Source organism: Streptomyces sp. NPDC104226, from assembly GCF_055584085.1.
The window spans coordinates 15,362-39,071 of sequence record NZ_JBVJMS010000014.1; the positions used below are offsets into that span (position 1 = coordinate 15,362).

Annotated in this window: 23 protein-coding genes; 15 read left to right on the forward strand and 8 right to left on the reverse strand. The window is 72.3% G+C overall.

The window, feature by feature from the left end; all coding sequences use genetic code 11:
• Positions 1–16 precede the first annotated feature (16 nt).
• Genes ACZ60J_RS34565 through ACZ60J_RS34585 form a run of 5 tightly spaced genes read left to right on the forward strand, consistent with a single transcriptional unit; the run spans position 17 to position 7,152 of the window.
• A complete protein-coding gene (locus ACZ60J_RS34565) occupies positions 17–1,228 on the forward strand; it encodes a type II secretion system F family protein (protein ID WP_469688110.1) in 1,212 nt (403 codons plus the stop codon).
• Positions 1,225–1,668: a prepilin-type N-terminal cleavage/methylation domain-containing protein gene (locus tag ACZ60J_RS34570; protein WP_469688112.1), complete on the forward strand. Its 444-nt coding sequence runs from the start codon at positions 1,225–1,227 to the stop codon at positions 1,666–1,668. Before ACZ60J_RS34565 ends, ACZ60J_RS34570 begins: the two co-directional genes overlap by 4 nt.
• Positions 1,665–2,189: a prepilin-type N-terminal cleavage/methylation domain-containing protein gene (locus ACZ60J_RS34575; protein ID WP_469688113.1), complete on the forward strand. Its 525-nt coding sequence runs from the start codon at positions 1,665–1,667 to the stop codon at positions 2,187–2,189. The genes ACZ60J_RS34570 and ACZ60J_RS34575 overlap by 4 nt, the downstream gene beginning before the upstream one ends.
• On the forward strand, positions 2,186–6,058 hold the full coding sequence (locus ACZ60J_RS34580; RefSeq protein ID WP_469688114.1) for a hypothetical protein: 3,873 nt from the start codon (positions 2,186–2,188) through the stop codon (positions 6,056–6,058). Before ACZ60J_RS34575 ends, ACZ60J_RS34580 begins: the two co-directional genes overlap by 4 nt.
• The gene (locus ACZ60J_RS34585) at positions 6,055–7,152 is read left to right on the forward strand and encodes a type IV pilus twitching motility protein PilT (RefSeq protein ID WP_469688116.1); all 1,098 of its coding nucleotides are present in this window, start codon (positions 6,055–6,057) and stop codon (positions 7,150–7,152) included. The genes ACZ60J_RS34580 and ACZ60J_RS34585 overlap by 4 nt, the downstream gene beginning before the upstream one ends.
• 74 nt (positions 7,153–7,226) lie before the next feature.
• On the opposite strand, the gene ACZ60J_RS34590 is transcribed toward ACZ60J_RS34585, so the two are convergent.
• Complete coding sequence (locus tag ACZ60J_RS34590) at positions 7,227–7,931, reverse strand: M24 family metallopeptidase (RefSeq protein ID WP_469688117.1); 705 nt, start codon at positions 7,929–7,931, stop codon at positions 7,227–7,229.
• A 251-nt stretch (positions 7,932–8,182) separates the two neighbouring features.
• Between ACZ60J_RS34590 and ACZ60J_RS34595 the strand changes: the two genes are divergently transcribed.
• The 3 genes from ACZ60J_RS34595 (at position 8,183) to ACZ60J_RS34605 (ending at position 11,787) form a co-directional block, all read left to right on the forward strand.
• Positions 8,183–10,270, forward strand: a complete 2,088-nt coding sequence (locus ACZ60J_RS34595) for a SpoIIE family protein phosphatase (protein WP_469688119.1) — start codon at positions 8,183–8,185, stop codon at positions 10,268–10,270.
• A 30-nt stretch (positions 10,271–10,300) separates the two neighbouring features.
• The gene (locus tag ACZ60J_RS34600) at positions 10,301–10,678 is read left to right on the forward strand and encodes an FKBP-type peptidyl-prolyl cis-trans isomerase (protein ID WP_469688120.1); all 378 of its coding nucleotides are present in this window, start codon (positions 10,301–10,303) and stop codon (positions 10,676–10,678) included.
• A gap of 167 nt (positions 10,679–10,845) precedes the next feature.
• Entirely contained in the window at positions 10,846–11,787 is a 942-nt protein-coding gene (locus ACZ60J_RS34605) for a COX15/CtaA family protein (RefSeq protein ID WP_469688121.1), read from the forward strand.
• Between the two features lie 60 nt (positions 11,788–11,847).
• Here ACZ60J_RS34605 and ACZ60J_RS34610 read toward each other — a convergent pair whose 3' ends face one another.
• Together ACZ60J_RS34610 and ACZ60J_RS34615 are read right to left on the reverse strand one after the other, a co-directional pair.
• Positions 11,848–12,939: a PP2C family protein-serine/threonine phosphatase gene (locus tag ACZ60J_RS34610; protein ID WP_469688123.1), complete on the reverse strand. Its 1,092-nt coding sequence runs from the start codon at positions 12,937–12,939 to the stop codon at positions 11,848–11,850.
• An 85-nt stretch (positions 12,940–13,024) separates the two neighbouring features.
• Entirely contained in the window at positions 13,025–13,669 is a 645-nt protein-coding gene (locus tag ACZ60J_RS34615; RefSeq protein ID WP_469688125.1) for a dihydrofolate reductase family protein, read from the reverse strand.
• Between the two features lie 402 nt (positions 13,670–14,071).
• Between ACZ60J_RS34615 and ACZ60J_RS34620 the strand changes: the two genes are divergently transcribed.
• Positions 14,072–14,668, forward strand: coding sequence for a TIGR03086 family metal-binding protein (locus ACZ60J_RS34620; protein ID WP_469688127.1), 597 nt, complete (start codon positions 14,072–14,074; stop codon positions 14,666–14,668).
• A gap of 362 nt (positions 14,669–15,030) precedes the next feature.
• On the opposite strand, the gene ACZ60J_RS34625 is transcribed toward ACZ60J_RS34620, so the two are convergent.
• The gene (locus ACZ60J_RS34625) at positions 15,031–15,453 is read right to left on the reverse strand and encodes a CBS domain-containing protein (RefSeq protein ID WP_469688128.1); all 423 of its coding nucleotides are present in this window, start codon (positions 15,451–15,453) and stop codon (positions 15,031–15,033) included.
• 189 nt (positions 15,454–15,642) lie between these two features.
• On the opposite strand from ACZ60J_RS34625, the gene ACZ60J_RS34630 reads away from it, so the two are divergent.
• Positions 15,643–16,482 carry a class II glutamine amidotransferase gene (locus tag ACZ60J_RS34630; RefSeq protein WP_469688130.1) on the forward strand — a complete coding sequence of 280 codons (840 nt, stop codon included), beginning with the start codon at positions 15,643–15,645 and terminating at the stop codon, positions 16,480–16,482.
• A 59-nt stretch (positions 16,483–16,541) separates the two neighbouring features.
• Entirely contained in the window at positions 16,542–17,549 is a 1,008-nt protein-coding gene (locus ACZ60J_RS34635; RefSeq protein ID WP_469688131.1) for a glutathione S-transferase family protein, read from the forward strand.
• A 25-nt stretch (positions 17,550–17,574) separates the two neighbouring features.
• Here the strand turns inward: ACZ60J_RS34635 and ACZ60J_RS34640 are convergent, their stop codons facing one another.
• Positions 17,575–17,808, reverse strand: coding sequence for a hypothetical protein (locus ACZ60J_RS34640; RefSeq protein WP_469688132.1), 234 nt, complete (start codon positions 17,806–17,808; stop codon positions 17,575–17,577).
• A gap of 178 nt (positions 17,809–17,986) precedes the next feature.
• On the opposite strand from ACZ60J_RS34640, the gene ACZ60J_RS34645 reads away from it, so the two are divergent.
• The 4 genes from ACZ60J_RS34645 to ACZ60J_RS34660 are packed head-to-tail and all read left to right on the forward strand — an operon-like array spanning position 17,987 to position 19,539.
• Positions 17,987–18,340: a PRC-barrel domain-containing protein gene (locus tag ACZ60J_RS34645; protein WP_469688134.1), complete on the forward strand. Its 354-nt coding sequence runs from the start codon at positions 17,987–17,989 to the stop codon at positions 18,338–18,340.
• Positions 18,341–18,373: 33 nt separating this feature from the next.
• On the forward strand, positions 18,374–18,739 hold the full coding sequence (locus ACZ60J_RS34650; protein ID WP_469688136.1) for an STAS domain-containing protein: 366 nt from the start codon (positions 18,374–18,376) through the stop codon (positions 18,737–18,739).
• Positions 18,740–18,758: 19 nt separating this feature from the next.
• Positions 18,759–18,992: an ATP-binding protein gene (locus ACZ60J_RS34655; protein WP_469688138.1), complete on the forward strand. Its 234-nt coding sequence runs from the start codon at positions 18,759–18,761 to the stop codon at positions 18,990–18,992.
• Between the two features lie 10 nt (positions 18,993–19,002).
• Entirely contained in the window at positions 19,003–19,539 is a 537-nt protein-coding gene (locus ACZ60J_RS34660) for a SixA phosphatase family protein (protein WP_469688140.1), read from the forward strand.
• Positions 19,540–19,605: 66 nt separating this feature from the next.
• On the opposite strand, the gene ACZ60J_RS34665 is transcribed toward ACZ60J_RS34660, so the two are convergent.
• The 3 genes from ACZ60J_RS34665 to ACZ60J_RS34675 form a co-directional block, all read right to left on the reverse strand.
• Positions 19,606–20,898, reverse strand: a complete 1,293-nt coding sequence (locus tag ACZ60J_RS34665; protein ID WP_469688142.1) for an acyltransferase family protein — start codon at positions 20,896–20,898, stop codon at positions 19,606–19,608.
• Between the two features lie 2 nt (positions 20,899–20,900).
• A complete protein-coding gene (locus ACZ60J_RS34670) occupies positions 20,901–22,988 on the reverse strand; it encodes a bifunctional polysaccharide deacetylase/glycosyltransferase family 2 protein (RefSeq protein ID WP_469688316.1) in 2,088 nt (695 codons plus the stop codon).
• 94 nt (positions 22,989–23,082) lie between these two features.
• Positions 23,083–23,622 carry a hypothetical protein gene (locus ACZ60J_RS34675; protein WP_469688144.1) on the reverse strand — a complete coding sequence of 180 codons (540 nt, stop codon included), beginning with the start codon at positions 23,620–23,622 and terminating at the stop codon, positions 23,083–23,085.
• Positions 23,623–23,710 lie beyond the last annotated feature (88 nt).

Here is a 23,710-nt window from a genome sequence, read left to right on the forward strand (position 1 = left end):
CACCAGGAGACTCGGCATGGCCACCTTCAAGTACGCCGCGGTCGGCCCGGACGGGAAACAGGCCACCGGCGTGCTCACCGGCTCCAGTGTCGACGGCGTGACCGACAGCCTGACCCGGCAGGGCTACGAGGTGCGGTCGGTCAAGGCCGCGAGCCGCAGCCTGCTGCAGCTGGAAATCACGACGCAGAAGGTCGACCTGGTCGAACTGAGCAACTTCTCCCGCCAGATGGGCGCCTTCATCAAGGCCGGCGTGCCCATTCTGGACGCCTTGGAGATCATCCGTGCCGAGACCAAGGACAAGAAGCTCGGCAAGGTGCTCGTCGACGTCATGGACTCGCTGCGGTTCGGCGAGAGCTTCGCCGCCTCGATGGCCGTGCACACCGCGGCGCTCCCGCCGTTCTACATATCCGTCCTGCGATCGGCCGAGGCGACCGGTGAACTCGACGTGGTCATGGGCCAGTTGGCGCGCTACATCGAGCGCGACGTCGAGGCCCGGCGCAGCATCCGCTCCTCCCTGACCTATCCGAGCCTGGTGATGGTGCTGGCCCTCGCGGTCGTCCTCGTCCTCGTGATCTTCGTCCTGCCCCGTTTCAAGGTGTTCTTCGAGTCCTTCAACGCGGAACTGCCGCTGCCGACCCGGATCCTGCTGGGCTTCACCGACTTCGTCGCGGCCTGGTACCCGGTCATCGCCGGTGTGCTCGTCACGCTCGTCGCGGCCCTGATCGCCGGTCTGCGGACCGAGCGGGGAAGGGCGCTGCGCGACCGGTTCCTGCTGGCGATGCCCGTGGTCGGCGACGTGGTCCGCTTCATGGTCATCGAACGGTTCTGCCGGATCCTGACCTCGATGATCAAGGCCGGTGTGCCCATCCCGGACGCGCTCAGCCTGGCCGGGGCGGGCGCCAACAACCTCGTGTTCGAGCGGGCCATCGCGACGGCCCGGACGGAGATGCTCGAAGGCGGCGGCATCTCCCGGCCGATCGCCCGCACCAAGCTGTTCCCCGGGGCGGTCACCCAGATGATGCGCGTCGGCGAGGAGACCGGAACCCTCGACGACCAGCTCCAGAACGTGTCCGAGTTCTACGAGAAGGAACTGCAGCACAAGCTCAAGCGGATGACGAGCCTGTTCGAGCCGACCGTGGTGATCCTGGTCGGGGTCGTCGTGGGCTTCGTGGCCGTCGCCCTCCTCACGGCGATCTACGGCGTCTACAGCCAGGTCGAGGTCCAGTGACCGGCTCCGCACGGCGTGCACGAGGCGCGTGGCGCCGCCGCGGCGAAGAGGGCGAGACGCTGGTCGAGGTGCTCGTCGCCGTGGTGCTCATGGGCGTTGCCTTCGTGGCCATCCTCGGGGGCATGGGCACCGCGATCATCAGCTCGGCCACGCAGCAGCAGGTGACCGGCGCCGACGCGGTCGTCCGCAACGCCGCCGAGAAGGTCGTCAGCGACCCGTACGTGCCCTGCGCCCGTACGTACGAGACCCCGGCGCCGCCGGACGGGTACACCGTGACCCTCGAAATCGAGTACTGGGACGGGGTGGGTGCGTTCGCCCCGGCCTGCCCGACGGCCGATGCCGGAGTCCAGAAGGTGACGCTCACCGTGCGCTCGACCGGACCGCGCCCCGTCAGGGACGCGAGGCTCGAAGTCGTCAAGCGGGAGTCGATGCTGTCATGACGGAGCAACGCCCCACAGAGCGCTCGGAGTCGGGGTTCACGCTGACCGAGTTGCTGGTCACGATCGTCATCGTGGGCATCATCGGAACGCTGCTGCCCACCGCGATCATCCTCGGACTGCGCTTCACCGCGGGCACCGGGAAGCGGGTGGCCGCCACCAGCACGGTGGGCACGCTGGGCCGCTACTTCTACGGCGACGTGCAGAGCGCGGACGCCGTCACGACCGACCCCGCGTGCGGGGTCGCCGACGTGATCGTCCACCTGAGCCGGCCCGGCACCGACGTCGTCTACACCTACGACCGGCCCACCGGCGCCCTCACCCGGGTGAAGTGCGACGCCGGAGACGTCTTCACCACGGTGCTGGGCCGGTTCGACGACCCCGCAACGACCCATCCGGTAACTCTGAGCTGCGGTGCCGAGACCTCGTGCACCTCGCCCATGGAGGTAACGCTGACCGTGCAGAGCGACCCCGCCGCACCCCCGACGACCTTCACCGCCGTCCGCCGATCGAGCGCGTCATGACCGGCCGCCCGAGTCCGCGCCGCCTGACTCCGCGCCACCCGAGTCAGCGCCGCCTGCGCGGCGACGAGCAGGGGTCGACGCTGATTCTCGCCCTGGCCTTCATCGTCGTCTTCAGCCTGGCCACCGTAGCGATCCTCTCCTTCGCCGCCACGGGACTGAAGACCGCGAGCGTCTACGTCGACCAGGGCAAACGGGACTACAGCGCGGACGGCGCCACGCAGCTCGCGGTCAAGAACTTCTCGCAGGGCAACCCGTGCGCCGACTACACCGCCCCGCCGATCAACGGCCGCCAGATGATCGTCCACTGCGACCCGCAGAACACGTCTCCCGCCGCCACGCGCGCGACCCAGCCGCAGGACGCGCTCCGCAGCCTGGGCAGGGGGGCGACCGACGGCATCAACGTGACCACGCCCGGGCTGCGCGTCCAGGGCAGCGTGTTCTCGAACTCGACGGTCAGCACCGGCGCCGGCGCCTCGATGGTGGTGTCGGGCGACGTGTCCGCCGTCGGCGACTGCTCCCGTGCCGTGTCGCAGGCCCAGCTGGCACCGACCCAGGCGCCGTACGCGCGCGGCTGCGCCAACGACACCCCGTCGGCTCCCGCCGACCCGGTCGTGGGCGGCGACCCTGACTACGCCCCGCCCCTCACGGCCGTCCCGGCCCGGCGGACGGTGCCCGCGTGCCCCGGCCCCGGTTCCTGGCTGGTGCGCCTGCAGCCCGGCTCCTACGACGACGCCCGCGCCCTCACCCGCCTCACCGCCGGCGCGTGCCCGGGCGTGGTCGTGTGGCTGCAACCGGGCACCTACTACTTCGACTTCGACTTCACCGGCGGCTCAGCCGTCTGGACGGTCGCCGACCCCACGGTCAGCGTGATCGGCGGTACGCAGGCGGGCTGGGATCCCGGAGCCCCCGCCCGCCCTGCCCTCCCCAACCCGGGCGGCTGCGACAGCACCCGGCCCGAAGGCGTCACGGTCGTGATGGGCGGCGGCAGCCGGTTCCAGGTCGACCGCGGTCAGGCCGAACTGTGCGCCCCGGTGGTCCCGGGCGCACAGCAGGTGGCGGTGTACGGGGTCCAGCCGCCGAAGCCGTCCCACACGCTGAGGCCGACAGAGGTGGTCACGAACACCGGCTTCGCCCACCCCGGCCATGCCCTGACCGACGGCGAACGGCCGACGCTGCCCGGGTGCCCGCAGCCGGCGGGCACCGCGGGCTGCACGGCCGACGCCGTCCTCGACCCGGTGAAACGCCGCTCGGCCTCGTTGCAGTTCGCCGGTTTCACCCCGCGGGTGCCGGCCGGCTCGGTCGTCACCGGCGCGCAGCTGCGTATCGCGCACCAGGACGAGGGCGGCCTGACCGCCCCCGGCGCGCTGAAGATCACCACCGCCGTCGGCGCGGACACCTGCCGCACCGACGACCTGCCCCGGCACGCGGCGCTCGCCACGGATCCCCCGATCGACCTGCTGGGCGCGTGCGGGCTCACCGACCCGGCCCGGCTCGCCGGCCTGACCGTGACCTACGCCGCCACCCTGGACGCCGACGGCACCGCCGCCACGGAACGCCTGGACGGCATCTGGCTGGAGGTGGCCTACCGTACGCCGACCACGTTCAAGCCCACCGCCGTCACCGCGTCCACCGGGTTCACCGCCACCGGGACCGATCCCGGCAACGCCCTGGAGATCGGCGAACAGCCGACGCCGTCGACGGCCGGCGCCGCGCTGACTGGGGCCGCCCGGTCCGCGTCGATCACCCTGGCCGGGTTCGGCCTGCCGCCTCTGCCGCCGGGGTCGACGATCGGCTCCGCCGTGCTGCGGGTGGCCCATCAGGAGACCGGTGACGTGGCGGCGCCCAGGATCAACGTCACCCCCGCGGGCGGTGGCGGCAGTTGTACCAACCTGCCGCTCACCGCACGGGCCGGTCTGGGTGACGACCGCATCGACCTGAAGGCGTGCGGCATCGTCGACCCCGCACAGCTGACCGGCCTGACCGCGACCTTCGCCGCCGGGCTGAACGTGGGCGCCGCCGCGGGCTCCGTGTCCCTGGACGGCATGTGGCTCGAGATCGTGCACGACGCCCCGGCGCCCCGGCCGGCGACGAGCGCGGAGTCGACGACGTTCACCGCCGCGGCCGACGCCAAGGCGATCGACGGCGCCGACACGGCCCGCGCCGCGCTCTCGGGCACGACGCCGACGGCCACCATCGCCCTGGGCGGTTACGACGCCCCCGCGGTGGCGCCCGGCTCGGTCCTGGACGGGGCCCTGCTGCACGTCGCGCACCGCGACGATCCCGGGGCGGCCGGAGGACCGCCGCCGACGGCCTCGGTGACCCTGACCGGTCCCGGCATGCCCCGCTCCTGCACCACCCCGCAGAAGCTCCCCGCGCGCCCGGACGCCCTGGCCACCGACACCTTGGACCTGGTCGCCCTCTGCGGCCTGACCGACCCGGCCCAGCTGACCGGTCTGGTCGTGACCTACACCGCCAGCCTCGCCGCCGGCAGCGCCGCCGCCACCGATCGGCTCGACGGAGTCACCCTGGAACCGGCCTACCGGTCCCCTCTCCCGGTACGGCCCACCCAGGCCACCAGCACCGCCACGCCCAGCGCCGCGGCGTTCCTCGATCCGAAGAACGCGCAGGCGATCGACACCACCGCCTCGACCGCGACGCTTTCCACGGCCACCCCGTCGGCGTCGGTCCGGCTCGGCGCGTTCGCGATGCTGCCCCTGCCGGCGGGGGCGGTGATCGACAGGATCGTGCTGCGCGTTGCGCACCAGGGCGACGACACCACCCCGGCACCGGTACCTCCGACGACGCCACCCGCGCCCGAGGTGCCGCCCACGGCCGCGCTGGCCGTCTCCGGCACCGGTACCGCCTGCGACGCGCACCACTCCCTGACCTCCCGCGCGGGGACGCTCGGCGTCGACTCGGTCGACCTCGGGGCCTGCGGGGTGACGAAGGGCGACCAGTTGTCCGGGCTCGCCGTCGACTACACGGCGAAGCTGGGCACGGGCGGTACCGACGCCTCCGTCCGGCTCGACGGCGTCGAGCTCGACATCGTGTTCCGCGCCCCGTCCGTACGGGCCCTGTCCGGCTGCCTCACCACGGGCGGCGGTTGCGCGGTGCTCAAATCGACCGACGACGCCGACACGGCCACGCAGCACAGCCGCCTGGTGATCAACGGCACCGTCTACGCGCCGACCGCCGCCGTCGACCTGTCGATGAGCCAGGTCGGCTCGCAGGTCGTCACCCGCGGCATCATCGCCCGGACCATCGCTCTCGGCATCAGCCCGACCGCCCGTTACCTCCGACCGGTCATCGGAGTCCCGCCGGAGCCGGTGCTGTTCACGGCCTATCCGGCCGTGAGCGCGAAACCGGCGTCGGTCGCCGCGGTCACCGGGTTCACGCCCCCGGCCCCCGGCGCGCCCGTGGACATCACGGACGCCACCCTCCGCGGCGGAGGCCGGGCGTCCCTCACGCTCGGCGGCTACCCCCAGCCGGCACCTTCACCGGCCGGACCGCTCGACCATGCCGTCCTGCAGGTGGCGCACCACGAGGAAGGCGACGTGGAGTCGGTGAAGGTGTCGGTGGACTTCCCCGGCAGCACCTGCACCGGCGTCGGCAAGGCACTGGACGTTCCCGTCCACCTCGGCTCGGCCGGCCCGGTGACCGACCGGTTCGACCTGGCGCCGTGCGGCCTGACCACGGCCGCCCAGCTGACCGGGCTGACCGTGACCTACGTCGTGACCGCCGGTTCCGGCGGCGCGACCGGGCACCTCGGCGGCACCCGGATCGACCTGCTGTCCGGGCCGCTCGTCCGGGCCGCCGTGTCCTTCGACGGCCACGCCGGCACCGTCACCCAGTGGACGGTCCTGCCATGACCGCGTACCAGCACACCACCTTGGAGACCACCATGTCCGGGCCGAGTTCCGCGATCATCGACCACCTGCTCGGCGAGCTGTGGGCACGGGGCGGCAGCGACCTGCTGCTCACCAGCGGATCGGCGCCGTTCCTCCGCGTCGACGGCGCCCTGCGAGCGGCCGAGGGGGCCGCGCTGACCGAGCCGGAGGCCGACCGCCTGGTGACCGGGGTGCTGGGTCCGGAACTCACGGAACGGTTCCGCCGGGAGAAGCAGGTCGATTTCGCGTTCAGCTGGGGGGAGAAGGCCAGGTTGCGCGGGAACGCCTTCGTGCAGCGCGGCGCGTCGGCGCTGGCCCTGCGGATCATCCCGTACGACGTGCCGTCGGCCGGCCGACTCGGGCTCCCCCCGGTCGTCATGGGGTGGGCCGGCATGCCGCGCGGGCTCGTCCTGGTCACCGGGCCGACCGGGTCGGGGAAGTCGACGAGCCTGGCCGCGCTCCTCGACCACGTCAACACGCACCGGTCGGTGCACATCCTCACCATCGAGGACCCCATCGAGTACCTGCACCAGCACAAGCGGTCCGCGGTCAGCCAGCGCGAGGTCGGCACCGACACCGACTCGTTCCCGGCCGCGCTGCGTTCGGCCCTGCGCGAGGATCCCGACGTGCTGCTCCTCGGCGAGATGCGCGACCCGGAGAGCATCTCCGCGGCCCTGACCATCGCCGAGACCGGGCACCTGGTGTTCGCCACCCTGCACACCAACGACGCTTCGCAGACGCTGGACCGCATCGTCGACGTGTTCCCGGCCGAGCAACAGCCGCAGATCCGGCTGCAGTTGACGCACACCCTGGTCGGCATCCTGAACCAGACGCTCATCCCCCGGACCGGCGGGGGCCGGGTGGCCGCCTTCGAGGTGCTGGTCGGCACGTCGGCGATCCGCAATCTGATCCGCGAGGGCAAGACCCGCCAGCTCCGCAACATGGTCGCGACCGGCCACCGTGACGGCATGCAGACCCTCGAAGCCGGCATCAACGCCCTCCTCGCGGCGGGCACCATCACCTACGAGGAGGCCGTACTGCACACGGCCCACCCGGAGGAGATCCGGCGGCCCTAGGGCTCATCGCCGGTCTGCGCCGCGTCAGGGCGAGCAGCTCGGTGAACGCCGCCGTGGAGCCGCGCCGGTCGGTGTCACACCAGGTCGAGGAGCTGCTTGAACGCGCCCCCGAAGCCGCTGAACTCGTCGATCAGGCGTATCTCCAGGATCCAGTGAGCCCGCCACCCTCCCGCGGCGGTGCGGCGGAGCGGCTCGTCGTTGTCCGGACCGATGAAGGAGGAGGGCTCCGGATCGGATCCGCCCCCGGCGGGGGCCTGCCCGCACAGCCGGCCCACCTCCCACGCGCCCAGGCTCCAGCCGGCCTTGCCGGCAAGGGCCCGCACCTCGGCGTGCAACTGGCTTCCGGTGATGCCGTCCTGGCCGAGGAACGTCTCGCGAGCTGCCGCCCCGACCTTGGCCATGTCCTCGACGAGCCGGCGCCGGCCCGGGTCGTCGCCGACGACGACCGTGCGGGCGAAGTCCGTCTCGTGACCGGCGAAGAGCGGGCCGAGGTCGATCACGACGATGTCGTCCCTGCCGATGACACGGTCCGGCGGGCACTGTCCGTACGGAAGCACCGTGTGCGGCCCCGAGCGGACGAGCCGGGCGGGCCACCCCACGGCCGTGCCGAACACCTCGCCCGCCGCGTCCCAGATCCGTTCGTCCACCTCGGACTCCGTGCTGCCGGGTGAGATCAGACCGCCTCCGATCACCTCGGCGAACACGGCCTGAGCCATCCTCTGCTCCTCCACCAGCCGCAAGGCCCGCAGGCGCTCGTCCATCCGGTCGGGTACAGCCATCGTGCCGCTCCTCTTCCTGCCGCCCTTCGGATGAAGGCGCACGACCCCGTGTTCTCACAGCAGTCAACACGCCGGGCGGCGGACGGCACATTGGTTGCGCCACCAGTTCCCGGGCCTGCCGGAGGGCTCCGTCTTGGTGATACATCCGAACCCACCGGTCGTGCGGCGTCGGGTTCGGGGGCAGCATGGAAGCGGAGCCCTCAACCGGTTCGTACCCCGGACGGGCTGCGCCGAGGAGGGAGCCGTCGAGGATGGGTGCACACGAGCCGCTCCCCGATGAGGCGCGGGACCGGGCGGAGGGGCCGTCCCCGCCGGGAGGCCTTCTCGATCTGCTCAGCGTGGCCGCCGTCGTGCTGGACACGCGCGGACGGATCGTGTTCTGGAGCCCGCAGGCCGATCAGGTGTTCGGCTACACCGCCGAGGAGGCCCTGGGCCGGCCCGCGGCGCACCTCCTGGTCCGCGAGGAGCACGAGGACCTGGTGACGAAGCTGTTCGCCGAGGTGATGGGCACGGGGGCGAGCTGGGCAGGCGCGTTCCCCATCCGCCACAAGGACGGCAGCACGCGGCTGGTGGAGTTCCGCAACATGCGGCTGCTGGACGACCTCGGTGACGTCTACGCCCTGGGCATCGCCGCCGACCAGCGCATGCTGCACCGGGTGGAGACCGACCTCGCCCTGTCCCAGCGGCTCGTGGCGCAGGCCCCCATCGGGCTCGCCCTGCTGGATGCGGACCTGCGCTACATGCTGGTCAACCCTGCTCTGGAGCGGATCAACGGCGTCCCGGCCGCCGACCACATCGGCCGCCGGATCCACGAGATCCTCCCGTTCCTCGACGTGGACACCCTCGAGTCGGCGCTGCGGCAGGTGCTGGTGACGGGTACGCCCCTGCTCGACCACTACTCCGTCGGCCGGACCCCGGCCGACCCGGACCGCGATCACGCCTGGTCGGTGTCGTTCTACCGGCTGGAAGGCCCCAGCGGCCGGGTGATCGGCGTGGCCAGCTCCGTCGTGGACGTCAGCGAACGTCACCGGGCGGCGACCGAGGCGGACCGTGCCCGGCGCCGCCTGGCCCTGATCGCGGATGCTTCCGCCCGCGTCGGCACCACGCTGGACGTGGAGCAGACCGCCCACGAACTGGCCCGGGTCGCCGTCCCCGGCCTGGCCGACCTGGCGGCCGTGGACGTCCTGGACGCCGTGCTGTCCTTCCGCCGGAGCTCGGGTGCCCGCGACGGGCCGGAGGTATTCCGCGCGCTCGCCGTGGCCTCCGCCTACCCGACCGAGGCCGCCGCCGCAGCGGACGCGGTCGGCGACCTGGCGTCGTACGGGGCGGACCGGCTGATCACCCAGTGTGTCCACACCGGACAGCCGGTGCTCGTGGCCCGCGTCGGCTCCGAAGACCTCCTGCGCATAGCCCGTGACTCCGATGCGGCCGCGACCCTCTCCCGGGAGGGCGTGCACTCCTATCTCGCGGTGCCGCTGATCGCCCACAACGAGGTCCTCGGCGCCTTCGACCTGCTGCGCGCCCGCAACCCGCTCCCGTTCGACGAGGACGATGTGATCCTCGCCGGGGAGCTGGCCGCCCGCGCCGCCGTCGCCATCGACAACGCCCGCTGGCACCAGAGCGTCCGCAACGCGGCCGAAACCCTCCAGCGCAGCCTCCTGCCCGGCCACCCGCCCGAAGCCCACGGTCTGGAGGTCGCCTCCCTCTACCAGCCCGCCCAGGCGTCCCACGAGGTCGGAGGGGACTGGTACGACGTCATCCCGCTGGCCGGTGACAAGACGGCCCTCGTCGTCGGCGACGTCATGGGCAACGGCATCGACGCCGCCGCGACCATGGGCCGGCTGCGCACCGCCACCGTCGCCTTCGCCGACCTCGACCTGGCCCCCGACCAGGTCCTGCGGCATCTCGACAAGATCACCCGGGGGCTCGAGCACTACATCGCCACCTGCGTCTACGCCGTCTACGACCCCCACGACCACCGCTGCCACATCGCCAATGCGGGGCACCTCCCGCCGGTCCTCGCCGCAGCGGGCCGGCGCCCCCGGCTCCTCGACCTGCCCACCGGCGCACCCCTCGGCGTCGGCGGCGTCGCCTTCCACACCACCGTGTTCGACCTGAACCCCGGCGACCGGCTGCTCCTTTACACCGACGGCCTCGTCGAAACCCGCCAACACCCCATCGACGAGCGCCTGAACACCCTGCTGCACACCCTGGACGGACCCCGCCGACCGCTGGACGGGACCTGCCAGTGGCTCCTGAACTCCCTGCGCCACCCCGACGACCACGACGACGTCGCCCTCCTCATCGCGCAGGCCACGACGGCGAGCGGTGAGGTTTGATGTACCTCCGACCAGAGTGATGAGGCTGCGATGAGTGAACCGACCAAGCCCGAGATCGAGCTCCCGGCGGGAGAGGCCCCCGAGGAGCTGACCCTGCGGGACCTCGTCGTCGGGGACGGGCCCGAAGCGAAGCCGGGCCGGGTCGTCCGGGTTCACTACGTCGGGGTCACCTTCGCGTCCGGGAGGGAGTTCGACGCCTCCTGGGACCGGGGCGAACCGTTCAAGTTCGCCGTGGGCGGCGGCAGGGTCATCAAGGGCTGGGACCGGGGGATCCGGGGGATGAAGGTAGGCGGCCGGCGCGAGATCATCGTCCCCCCGCGCCTCGGCTACGGGAAGCAGTCGCCCTCGCCGCTGATCCCGGCGGGCTCCACGCTCGTCTTCGTCGTGGACCTGCTCTCCGTGGTCTGAGGAAAGGCCCGTTGAACGGGCGACGCCCCGTCAGGCCGGGGTGCACGCGCGGCGTACGCTGAGGCCCCGCCCCACGGCGCGTATAGCGGCTCGAGGAAAGGCTGATCGTGCGCACTCCCCTCTCTTGGCTTGCCGACAGGTACTCGCTCGGAGCGAGAAGCGTCAGAGTGGCCGCACTGGGTTCGGTCGTGGCGAGCATCGCGATCATCGTGACCGGCGGAATCGTCCGCGTCACCGGATCCGGCCTCGGCTGTACCGACTGGCCCATGTGTACGGGAGAAACCCTGGCCCCCACCGCGGAGATGGGGGTGCACGGCGCCATCGAATTCGGAAACCGGCTCCTGACCGGGGCGCTGTGCGCCGTGGTGGGCTGGGTCATCATCACCGCGCGCCTCCAGGAGAAGCCCCTGCCCGCGGTGCTGCGGGGCGGCTGGGCGCAGTTCTGGATCGTCGTGCTCAACGCGGTCGTCGGCGGAGTGACCGTCTGGATGCGGCTGAGCCCGTACATCGTCGCCGCGCACTTCCTCGCCGCCACGCTGCTGCTCACCGCCGCGGTGTACACCTGGCACGCGGCGTACGCCGATGCCGGTGCGGACCCCGGTGCGCGTGCCGGTGTGGACGCCGAGGGCACCCCGCCCGTCGCGCGGGTCCGGTCCCTGTCGGCGGCCCTGGTCGCGGTGACGGCCCTGCTGGTCTTCGTGGGCACGCTGGCCACCGGCTCGGGCCCGCACGCGGGCGACTCCTCGGACGTGCCGCGGATGCCCCTCGACTGGACGGCGGTGACGGTCGTCCACGGACTGCTGGCCGCGACGGTCCTGGTGCTGACCGGAGTGCTGCTTTCCGCCCTGCCCAAGGACGGCTTCGGCGCGGCGCGCCGCAAGGCGGTCGTCTTCCTGGCCGTGCTGCTGGGCCAGGGCCTCGTAGGGCTGGTGCAGTCGGTGACGGCCCTGCCCTCGCTCCTGGTGATGCTCCACCTGCTGGGTTCGGCGCTCGTGTGGACCGGAGTGCTCCAGGTGCACTTCACCGTCAAGAGGGCCTGCTCCGGCCCGTTGGCTCCGCCGAGCGGAGCACCGCTGCCGCGCGCACGGGCTGCCGCGACGCACGCCTGACCGGCCGCGCGACCTGCGCGTACGCCGACCCGCGCGTACGCCCGACCGGACGGGCGTTGCTCAGGATGCGGAGAGGCGTACGGCCAGGGCTGCGATGTCGTCGTCGAGGCGTCCCCTGCTGTAGCGGAGCAGATCGCGGTGCAGGGCCGTGAGCAGGTCGCGGGGCGGCGCCGGGGGCTGGCGGCGCATCCAGTCCGTCAGCGGGAAGAACTCGCCGTCGCGGGCGCGCGCCTCGGCGATCCCGTCGGTGTACAGGAGCAGCACGTCGTCGGGGGCGAAGCCGAAGGTGTCGACGGTGTAGTGGTCTCCGATCAGCTCGGCGAGGCTGAGCAGCGGGGAGGGGGCGGCCGAGTCGAGGACGCGGATCTTCCCGCGGTTCAGGATCAGTGGCGGGGGGTGTCCGCAGTTGAGGACGTCGATGTGCCCGGCCCCGTGCGGGATCTCGACGAGGAGGGCCGTGGCGAAGCGCTCCATCGGCCCCTCGGGGGGAAAGGCCGAGTTGTAGCGGGTACTGCTGGCGTCCAGTCTGCGGGCGATGTCGACCAGGTGGGGCTCGCCGTAGGCTGCCTCCCGGAAGGCGTTGACGATCGCCGCGGCCGCCCCCACGGCCGGGAGTCCCTTGCCCCGCACGTCACCGATGAGCAGCCTGATCCCGAACGGGGTGTCGACGACCTCGTAGAAGTCCCCGCCGATGCGGGCTTCCGCCGCGGCCGCGAGGTACAGCGACTCGATCTCGATGCCGCCGATGCGGTGGGGCATGGGGCTCAGCACCACCTGCTGCGCCGCGTCGGCCACGAGCCGCACCTGGAAGAGGGTGCGCTCCCGCTGGAGCCGGACGTGGCTTCCGTACGCCGCGGCCACGGTCACCGCGATGATCCCCGAGGCCGTCCACCACGTCCCCAGGTCGGGGAAGACGAGGCTGAGGCCGATCATCAGGAGGAGGCAGACCGTACCGAGCAGGACCGTGGGGAGCACCGGCCACATGGCGGCGGCGAGGGCCGGAGCGGCGGGCAGGAGGCGGCTGAAGGCCATCTCCGGCGGGGTGGTGTACGCGAGGCTGGCGATGACGACGGTCAGGAAGACCGGCGACAGCCGCACAAGTCTTCCCTGGCCGCGGCGCGTGCGGAGCCGCGACCGTGCAGACTCGATCACACGTACCAGGGTATCCGCGCACGGGGGATACAGCGCCCCGACGGAGGGGCGCCGGGCCCGGGGGGCCGCCGGGCCCGGCGGCGGTTCAGCCCTCGCTCGGGACACCGCGATCGGGAGCGCCCATGTCTCCCGTCGCGGGAATGCCGTCGGTGAGCCCGTACCGCAGGTGCACGGTGCCCTTCGGACCGGCGGCCGGGGGTGCGAGCAGGGCGAGGTTCGTGGGCACCGCGCCGCCGTCGAACACCTTCTTGCCGACACCGAGCACGATCGGGTGCACCCAGAGGTCGAGACGGTCGAAGAGCTTCTCGCGCAGGAGGGTCTGTACGAGGTTCAGGCTCCCCACGACCTTCACGTGCTCGTGCCGCTCGCGGATCTCGCGCACCGCTGCGGCCAGGTCCGGGCCGAGGTGCGTGGACCCGGCCCAGGAGAGGTCGGGCCTGCCGCGGGAGGCCACGTACTTCGGGACCCGGTTGAAGAGGGTGGCGATGTCCTCGTCCTCGCCGCCCTTCTGGTGGGGCCAGTAGGAGGCGAAGATGTCGTAGGTCCGCCGCCCGAGCAGGAGGGCGTCCGTGCCCTCGTACGCGGCTCCGACCTGCTCCCCCGTGACCTCGTCCAGCAGGGGCGCCTGCCAGCCGCCGTACGGGAACCCCACCGGGTCCTCGTCGGGTCCCCCGGGCGCCTGCCCGACGAGGTCGAGGGTCGCGAAGAGTTCGATGTGGATGAGGCCCATGGCGTGCTCCAGGTGAGTCGGTCGTCTCCGTCAAGGGGTAGACCCGCGGGCCGCCGCAAACTCATCGCCGCGCCGGAACCGGCTGCGCCCGGTTCGCCCACGGGGGTGGATCGCCGCTCCCGGAGTGCTCGCCCCGGCCCCGCCTCGGCCGCCCGGCGCAGGTCCGGCACGAAGCTGCTGCCTGCTCGTCCCCCGGCGCGGTTCGGAGGTCCGTACGCCCATGATCCACTCACATCCCGGCCCACCCGGAGAGCGCCGCCGCCCCGGCCGGACGGGTGGACGGGCGGCCACGGTGCCGGCAACCGCGACGGCCGTCGCGACGGCGCCGGTTTGCCGTGTGGCGATGAGTTCGGGCGCCGGCGCCGGTCCACCCTTCAGACCCCTGCCTCGAAGGAGCCTCACATGACCGATACGACACCGCTCGACCTCGGACCGCAGGCCCGGATCGTGGCCCGCCTCGTGGCGGGCGTTCCCGACGCCCGGCTCGCCGGCCCGACACCCTGCCCCGCTTACACGGTCGGCAACCTGCTGGGCCACCTCTCCGGCCTGGCCGTCGCGTTCCGCGACGCCGGCCGCAAGGACCTGGGCCCCACCACGGACACGGATCCCGGCACGGCCCTGCCCGCCCTCCCCGCCGGCTGGCGCGAGGAACTCCCCCGCGTCCTCGGTGAACTGGCCGAGGCCTGGACGGATCCGGCCGCCTGGACCGGCATGACCCGGGCCGGCGGGGTGGACCTGCCGGGCGAGATCGCGGGTCTGGTGGCCGTCAACGAACTGGTCATCCACGGCTGGGACCTGGCCCGGGCCACCGGCCAGGCGTACGCACCCGATCGGGCCGCGCTGGAGACCTCGTACGGCTTCCTCGTGGCCGCGGCCGAGGAGGAGGGCACGCTCGGGGAGATCTTCGGCCCCGTCGTCCCGGTCCCGGAGGACGCCCCGCTGCTGGACCGGGCGGTCGGGCTGAGCGGGCGCGATCCGGGCGGCGCCGACTTCAGCTGAGCGGGCGCGATCCGGGCGCCGCCGACCTCAGGTGAGCGGCCCCGGTACCGGGACGGGCCCGGGCAGGGGACCCGGCTGCGGATGCGGTTCGGGCCCCGGGGGCGGCGGCGGTACGGGGTCGGGTCCGGGCTGCGGCGGAGCCGGCGGTACGGGGTCGGGCCCGCCGGGACCCGGGACGGGACCGGGCACCGGTCCGGGCTGCGGACCGGGACCGGGTCCCGGCGCCGGGGTGGGGTTGGGCGGAACGGGGTCACGGGGCGGAGTGCCCATGGGCTGCTTCCCTTCGGGCGGTTCTGGTGGCTTGTCTCGTCCCGCGCCTGCCCGCGCCCGTCCGGGTCAATCGCTCGCCCCGGCTCCGTGCCTCATCTGTCGGGCTCGGCCGCGGAGATGGCCGCGAGGGTCGACCCCGGGTCGTGTTCCACCGCGAGGTCCCCCAGCGTGACGACGCCGACGAGGTCGCCGCCCTCGGTCTGCACCGGCAGCCGCCGCAGCGCGTGCCGCCGCATGAGATCGGCGGCCTGGTCCACGTCGGCGCCGGGCTTGACGGTCACCGGGTCGGAGCTGCAGACCGCCCCCACCGTCGTCTGGGAAGGGTCCCGGCTCTCGGCCATGGCCCGGACGACGAGGTCCCGGTCGGTCACGATGCCGTGGAGCCGGTCCCCGTCGACGACCAGGACGTCACCGATGCCGGCATCGCGCATCACCCTCGCGGCTTCCGCCAGGGACGTCAGCTTCTCGACGGTCACCGGATTGCCGGTCATCACCTCGTGGACTCGCCGGGTCATGGTTCCTCCCGTGGGTGCCCGCAGCACCGGTCGGCGCTGTCTGGCCGGGAGGCGGGTGCAGCACCGCTCAGGACCTTCCGCCTCCCGTACCCGGCGTCTTTCCGCCCTGCCCGGCGGCAAACCCCGCCCGCGGGAGGTGTGCCGGTCGCGGGGTTAGGCTCGGAACAGGCCGCGAAGGGGATGGTGCGGATGTGCCGGTGGCTCGCCTACTCGGGTTCCTCCATGCTGCTCGACGCCGTGCTCTACCGTCCGGAGCACTCGCTGATCAACCAGAGCCTCCACGCCCGGATGGGCGTCGAGACGACCAACGGCGACGGTTTCGGCCTCGGCTGGTACAGCGGCAACGGGGACGGCACCCCGGCCGTCTTCCGGGACATCGCCCCGGCCTGGAACAACCGCAACCTGCGCGAGCTCGCCGCGCACGTCCGCTCACCGCTGTTCTTCGCGCACATCCGCGCCTCGACGGGCTCGGCCATCCAGCAGACCAACTGCCACCCCTTCCGTCACGGCCGGTGGCTGTGGATGCACAACGGGTCCATCGGGGACTTCCCCCGGCTGCAGCGGGACCTGTGCCTGGCCGTCGACCCGGCCCTCTTCCCGTCCATCGAGGGGTCCACCGACTCCGAGGTGATGTTCTACCTGGCGGTCACCTTCGGGCTCGACCAGGACGTCCCGGGGGCCGTGGCCAGGATGGCCGGGCTCGTGGAACGTCTCGGCAAGGAGCACGGCGTCGCCGAACCGCTCCAGATGACGCTGGCGATCAGCGACGGCGACCGCCTCTGGGCGTTCCGCTACGCCAGCCGGGGCGCGGCCCGCTCCCTCTTCTACAGCAGCCGCGCCGAGACCGTCCGCCACCTCCATCCCGAGGTGGAGTTCCTCCGCGAGATCTCCGACGCCTCGCGCATCGTGGTCTCCGAACCGCTGGGGGACCTCCCCGGCGTGTGGAACGAGCTCCCCGAGGCCAGCTACACGGTGATCCCCTCCGCTCCGGACCGGGACTGGCTCCCCTTCGTACCGGAATTCGTCTGACGGCCGGAGACCTGCGTGGGCGGCGCGCCGGCGGGTAGGCGCGGCTCCAGGAGGTTCCTGTGAGCTACGTGAAGCCCGACCGTGCGTACGCGCGCGACAGCCGCTACCTCACCACCCGGATCACCGCCGACGGGCGCGACGGGTTCCCCGTCGAGCCGGGCCGTTACCGGCTGGTGGTGAGCCGTGCCTGCCCGTGGGCCGGGCGGGCGGTCATCGTACGGCGCCTCCTGGGCCTTGAGGAGGCCCTCCCCATGGCCGTGGCGGGCCCGGTGCACGACGAGCGCAGCTGGACGTTCGACCTGGACCCGGACGGCCGGGACCCGGTTTTGGGCATCGAGCGGCTCCAGGAGGCCTATCTCGCCCGCGACCCCGGCTACGACCGGGGTGTCACGGTGCCCGCGATCGTCGATGTGCGCACCGGCAAGGTCGTGACGAACGATTTCGCACAGATCACGATCGACATGTCGCTGGAATGGTCCGCACACCACCGTGAAGGCGCACCCGAGCTGTATCCGAAGGCGCTCCGCCCGGAGATCGACGCGGTGAACGAGGCGGTCTACCGGGACGTGAACAACGGCGTCTACCGCGCCGGCTTCGCGGGGTCACAGGAGGCCTACGCCTCGGCGTACGATTCCCTGTTCACCCGGCTGGACCGGCTCGGCGAACGCCTCGGGGCCTCCCGCTACCTGGTCGGCGACACCATCACCGAGGCGGACGTCCGGCTGTTCACGACGCTCGTGCGCTTCGACGCCGTGTACCACGGCCACTTCAAGTGCAACCGGCAGAAGCTGTCGGAGATGCCGGTCCTCTGGTCCTACGCCCGCGACCTGTTCCAGACGCCCGGCTTCGGTGACACCGTCGACTTCGACCACATCAAGCGCCACTACTACCTCGTCCACCAGGACATCAATCCGACCGGCGTGGTACCGGCCGGCCCCGACCTGTCGGGGTGGAACGAGGCCCACGACCGGGAGGCGCTGGGCGGGCGCCCCTTCGGCGACGGCACACCGCCCGGCCCGGTCGCTCCCGGAGAGGCCGTACCCGCGTCCGCGGCGGCGGGTGCGTAGCGACCTCGTTCACCCGGCCCAGCGGTCACCCGGTCCAGTGGAACCTCCCGCCTCCGACCCAGCGGACCTCCTCCGGGTCGTCGAGGTCGTGGATCGTGATGCCGGCCGTCGCCGCGGTCCGGACCACGTCCGTCATCGACCTGGCCGTGCCGGCCACCTGGCCGTCGATCTCCACGATGCGGAACGGCGGGTCGGCGTGGCACACCCCGAGCACCGTGACCCGAGCCGGGGAAAGGTAGGGAATCGCGCCTTCGGTCATGCGGCATCGCCTCCCGGGTCTCGTAAGGCCCCTGCCCGGACGCCCGGCCGGAAAACCTCCCGGGTGCCGGCCGGACGGAGCCGGGGGGCGTGCCCGCGCGCTTTCTGGGGAGACGCCCTGTGGGACGGCCACGACCGTCGCCGCACACGGATTCGCCTCGCACGGAAGGGCACGCGCCATGAGCACGGAAGAGATCTGGGGCTACCACCGGGACGCCGGGTACCAGCAGGGGATCGACCTGGTCGGATACAAGGTCGAGGCCACCGACGGCAGCATCGGGAAGATCGACGAGCACTCCGAGGACGTCGGAGCATCCCACGTCGTCGTCGACACCGGTGTCTGGATCTTCGGCAAGCACGTACTGCTCCCGGCCGGCACCATCAAGCGCATCGACACCGTCGAGGAGAAGGTCTACGTGGACCGGAGCAAGGAGCAGATCAAGCACGCTCCCGAGTTCGACCGGGCCAAATACGGCGGCGGGCCCACGTACCTGGACCAGTTCGCCCGGTACTACGACCAGCCCCACATGTGACGGCGGGGTGGGACCGCGGGAAAGGGGTGCACGATGGCCACGACGGACGACGACCGCTTCGCGGTCGAGGTACGGCCCGTCGAGGGAGCCACCGTCCTCGCGCTGGCGGGCGAGCTCGACCACGGCACCGCCGAACCCTTGCGGGTGGCCATCGAGGCCGCCCGGGCGGGCGGCGGGCAGCGGCTGCTCCTCGATTTCAGCAGGCTGGACTTCTGCGACTCGACGGGACTGAACGTGTTGTTGCACGGCCGGCTCGCGGCCCGGGAATCGGGTGGCAGTCTCGAACTGGTCGGCCTCCACCAGCCGATCGAACGCATGCTGAGCGTCACGGGCGCGGCCGGACTGTTCCCGCTGCACCCCGACGTGGAGGCGGCGCTGGGACGTCACCGGCGCGCGTAGCGAAGGAGCACGACGCACGATGAGCGAGCACCGGTCGCCGGAACGGACCCGGCGTCCGGACCCGGCGCGGCCCGGAGGCCACGGGCTGGTCATCGTGGAACGGCTGGCCCGGAGGTGGGGCTGGGAGCCGGTGGGCGGCGGGAAGTGCGTACGGGTGGAGCTCGACGCACCGCAGTACGTCCGGGCCGTACCTCCCCACACCGGCCACACCGGCCTCGCCGGGCCGGTGGACCGTGGGAGGCTGGGGCCATGAGGCTGAGATCATGAGCGCGCCGTCCGCCGCCCGCCTGGTGCTGCTGCGCCACGCCAAGTCCGCCTGGCCCGACGTCGAGGACCACGACCGGCCGCTCGGCCCGCGCGGTCTGCGGGACGCGCCCGCGGCGGGCCGCTGGCTGCGCGACGCCGGCTGCGTACCGGAACTGGTCATCTGCTCCACGGCCCGGCGGACCCGGGAGACCTGGGCGCTGGCGGCCGCACAGCTCGGCGTCGAGGTCCCGGTGCGCTTCGACGAGCGGGTGTACGCCGCCGAGCCGGAGGAGCTGCTGGAGGTGGTGTCCGAAGTGCCGCAGGAGGTGGGGACGCTGCTGCTCGTCGGCCACAACCCGGGCCTGGAGGAGCTGGCCGTCGGCCTCGCGCGGGATGCCGGGGAAGCCTCCGAGGCCGAGGCGCTCGCGCGCCTGTCGGAGAAGTTCCCGACGTCCGCGATCGCGGTGCTCGCCTGCCCCGGTTCCTGGCGGGAGCTCGCGCCCGGCTCGGCCCGGCTGACCGGCTTCGCCGTCCCGCGGGGCGCCGCCCGCTGACGCACCACGGCGGGAAGGGCCGCTGCGGATCGCTCCGCAACGGCCCCGCGTCCCGCCCGGGCCATCTCAGACGCCGGACCGGCGCCTGCCCCTCTGGCGGCGCGGGTACGGCAGGAGCCGCGGTGAGCGCTTGGCGGCCACGTCCTCGATCCAGCCGAAGGTCAGGACCAGCAGGCCGATCAACGGGATCGCCACCAGCAGGGTGAACCACTGGCTGGTCAGCAGCCACTGGAAGTTCTCGTAGAAGAAGGGGACGCTCCAGAGGGGGTCGATCAGCGGGATCGCGGCCACCAGGGCCACTTGGTGCCACAGGTAGACGCTGACCGCGCGCGAGTTGAGCAGGCTGACCAGGCCGTTCCAGCGTTCCAGCAGTCTGGGCCACCGATCCCAGGACGGGCTGACGTGCAGCAGGATGGCGACGAAGCCCAGGGACCACAGGGCCTGGGCGATCGGCCAGGCCTCGATGTCGGTGTGCACGGTCGGATCGACCGGGCGGGTCTGCAGGTACCAGAGCCCGGCCACCATGACGAGCGGCGCGATGGACGGCAGGACGTACTGCGGGATCTTCTTGAGCAGCCCCTCCTGGTGGGCCATGCCGAGGATCCAGCAGGAGCCGAACATGGCGAAGTCGTTGGCGTTCTCCCAGACCCGGCCGTAGAGGAAGTCCTGGTCGGCGAGGAAGGTGTGCATGACGACCAGCACCGCCAGGGGGCTGAACAGCGTCACCCACGGAAGCCGTCGCAGCGCCCAGAGCATCAGCGGGGAGAGCAGCACGTACCAGAGGTAGGCGCGGAGGTACCAGAGCGGGACGGTGATCTGCAGGGCCCAGCCGCCCCCCGTCAGACCGAATCCGTGGAGGTCCTCCGCGTACGGCGGAGTGCTCAGCGGCAGGATCCAGAACGCCATCTTGGCCCACCACCAGGTGGGGTGGCCCTCGGCGTCGGGACCCCAGCCGTCGATCAGCTGGAGGGTGATCAGGATCGCGCCGAACAGCCACATCGGCGGCAGCAGTCGGCGCAGTCGGCCGCGGATCACGCCGAGGGCGGGACGGCTGAGCGAGCGGGCCATCAGCGAACCGGCCAGCGCGAACATCACGCCCATCGACGGGAAGACGAGGGGCAGCCAGGCCCAGCCGAAGTTGTGGTAGAAGATCACGCGCACCAGGGCCAGCGCGCGCAGCAGGTCGAGGTAGCGGTCGCGGCCGCCCTTGCGCGGGGACGGTGCCTTCTGCCGGGCCTCCGGCTGCGGGTCGGGCCGGGGCTCGGGCTCGGGCTCCGCCTCCCACCGCTGTCGCAGGAGGTCGGGGACCCTCAGCTGGACGGTGTCCTGATGGCGCCCGGGGTGGGTGTATCCGGTCACGGTCAGGCCTCCACGGGTGCGGCGACCTCGCCGGTGCGCCGGAGCTTCTGCCAGCGCAGTCGGCCACCGGTCATCGCCGTGATCGCGGACTGCAGCAGAACGATGTACATGAGCTGCCGGTAGACCATCTGCTGGATCGGCAGGCTGATCAGGTACCAGGGCTTCTCGTGGTCGAGGTGGAACGCGTACCAGGACAGCACGGCCTGGAGCAGGATGAAGCCGCCCCAGCTCATGAGCGTGATCTCGGCGTCCCCGAAGAACACGCCGTACAGCAGGAACATGTCGACCAGCGGCGCCAGCAGCGGGGCGATCACGCCGAACAGCACGACGAGCGGCAGCCCGATCCGGCCGAAGCGCCCGGCCGGGCCGCGGGAGGTCACCGAGGCCCGGTGCTTCCACATCGCCTGCATGCTGCCGTAGCTCCAGCGGTACCGCTGGGACCAGAGCTGCTGGAGGCTGGCGGGGGCCTCGGTCCAGGCGCGGGCGTGCTCGGCGTAGACGATCCGCCAGCCGTCGCAGAGCACCGCGATGGTGATGTCGGTGTCCTCGGCGAGGGTGTCGTCGCTCATCCCGCCGGCCCGTCGCAGGGCCTCCTTGCGGAAGGCGCCGACCGCACCGGGGATGGTCTGGATGACGTTCAGCATGTCGTACATCCGGCGGTCCAGGTTGTGGCCGAGGACGTACTCGATGTGCTGCCAGGCGCCGATCAGGCTGTCGCGGTTGCCGACCTTCGCGTTGCCCGCGACCGCGCCGATCCCGGCGTCCCCGAAGGGCTGGACCAGCTCGCGCACGGTGGACGGTTCGAAGACGGTGTCGCCGTCCATCATCACGATGATGTCGTGCGAGGCGGCCGCGATACCGGTGTTGAGGGCGCTGGACTTGCCGCCGTTGGCCTTGCGGATCAGCCGGACGAACGGCAGGTTCATCGCCTCGACTATGTCCGCGGTGCCGTCCGAGGATCCGTCGTCGATGACGATGACCTCGATCGGATAGTCGCTGAGGGCCAGGGAGTTGAGCGTGTTGGCTATGCACTCGCGCTCGTTGTACGCCGGGACCAGGACCGTCACCGTTTCGGTGACGGGAGGCCCCCAGGCGTCCCGCCGCTTGGCACGGCGGGCGTGCATCGGTGCGAGGACCAGCATCAGCCCGAACCGGCCGAAGTTGAGGAAGCCGACGAGGGCCAGCATCCCGACCAGCACCGGCAGGGTCTGCACGGCGATCTGGGTGGCCCAGATGTACCCCTTGCCCGCCCACAGCTGGAATCCGGTCACCGGCACGGTGGCGCTGGTGGCGCCGAGCGCTTCGGAGATGGTGGTGAAGCGGTAGCCCTGGGCCTGCAGCGTGTCGATGATCTGCTCGAGCGCCGCGATGGTCTGGGTACGGTCACCACCCGCGTCGTGCAGCAGGATCATGGCGCCCGCACCGGGCTTGGCGGGCATCGCCGCCTTGACGATCGCCTCGACGCCGGGACGCTTCCAGTCGTCGGTGTCCCGGTCGATGAAGGCGGTCAGGTAGCCGCGCGCACCCACGTACTTGACGACCGGATAGTTCCAGTCGTCCATCGCCGAGGCGTCGGAGGAGTACGGCGGGCGGAACAGCGCGCTGTGGACGCCCGCGACTCCGGCCAGCGCCAGCTGGGTCTGCGCCAGCTCCCAGCCGACCCGGCCGTGGGACTGCAACGCCATGTCGGCGTGCGTGAAGGTGTGCACACCCAGTTCGTGGCCGCCCGCGACGATCTGCCGGATCAGCTCCGGGTTGCGCGTGGTCATCGCGCCGGTCACGAAGAAGTCCGCACGGACCTTGCGGGCCTCGAGCAGCTCCAGGATCTTCGGGGTCCACTCCGGGGAGGGGCCGTCGTCGAAGGTCAGGACCGCGGTGCGGTCGGGGATGTGGTAGCTCACGGGCTTCGCGTTCTTGCTGCCGCGCGCGTCGATGACCGGGCCGCCCTTGAGCAGGTCCTGCGGCACGGTCGTCTTGTCGACCGAGATGGCGATCCGGTCGTCGTGGAAGGCCTCGTTGGTGGCGAGGCCGCGGAGCACGAGCAGCGCGAGCAGGCACGCCAGCAGCGACAGCGGCATGAAGAAGCGCAGCGGCGGCGCGGCCAGTCGGCGCGGCCTCAGCAGGGACTGCCGGCGGCGCTGATGGCGGGACAATGACGCTCCTGGAGATGGGTGGTGCGGACGATCAGGGGTTCTTGGCCGACTGGCCCGAGGGGCCCGCGCCGGGCGGCGCGGCGGCCGGGGGGTCCACTGCGCCGGCCATCGGCTTCGGCGCGCTCGCCCGGGGCTGCGGTGTGACGGCCGGCGGTTTCGGCTTGGCGGCCGAGGACTTCGACGGAGCGGCCGACGGCTTCGGCGTGCCGGCCGAGGGTTTCGAGGCAGCGGACGAAGGCTTCGCCTGGGGTGTCGCGGACGGGGTGGCCGTCCGGGCCGAGGGCGACCCCGAGGGCCCGACCGACCCCGCGGGCCCGGCCGGCGCCGCCGACGGGGCGGATGCGGGCACGGGTGCGGGCGGTGCGCCGGGCGACCGCGAGGGCTGTACGGGGATGCCCATCGCCGGGGCGTCGGCCTGCAGGCCGATCAGGCTGCTGCCCATGGCGACCGCCAGGACCGCGCCGATCACGGAGACCGGCCAGGCGAGGCCCCGCAGCAGGCGCCCCCGCAGGCCTGACTGGTCGACGAAGACCGGGTCCGGAGCGGGCTCTTCGAAGTCCGACACGGACATTTCAGACAGTTCCTGGTACGCGGATCCGCGCTCGTGGGAACTGATGACTGGGCGCACCTTGCGGGGCCTTTCAGGGCAGGGTACGTAG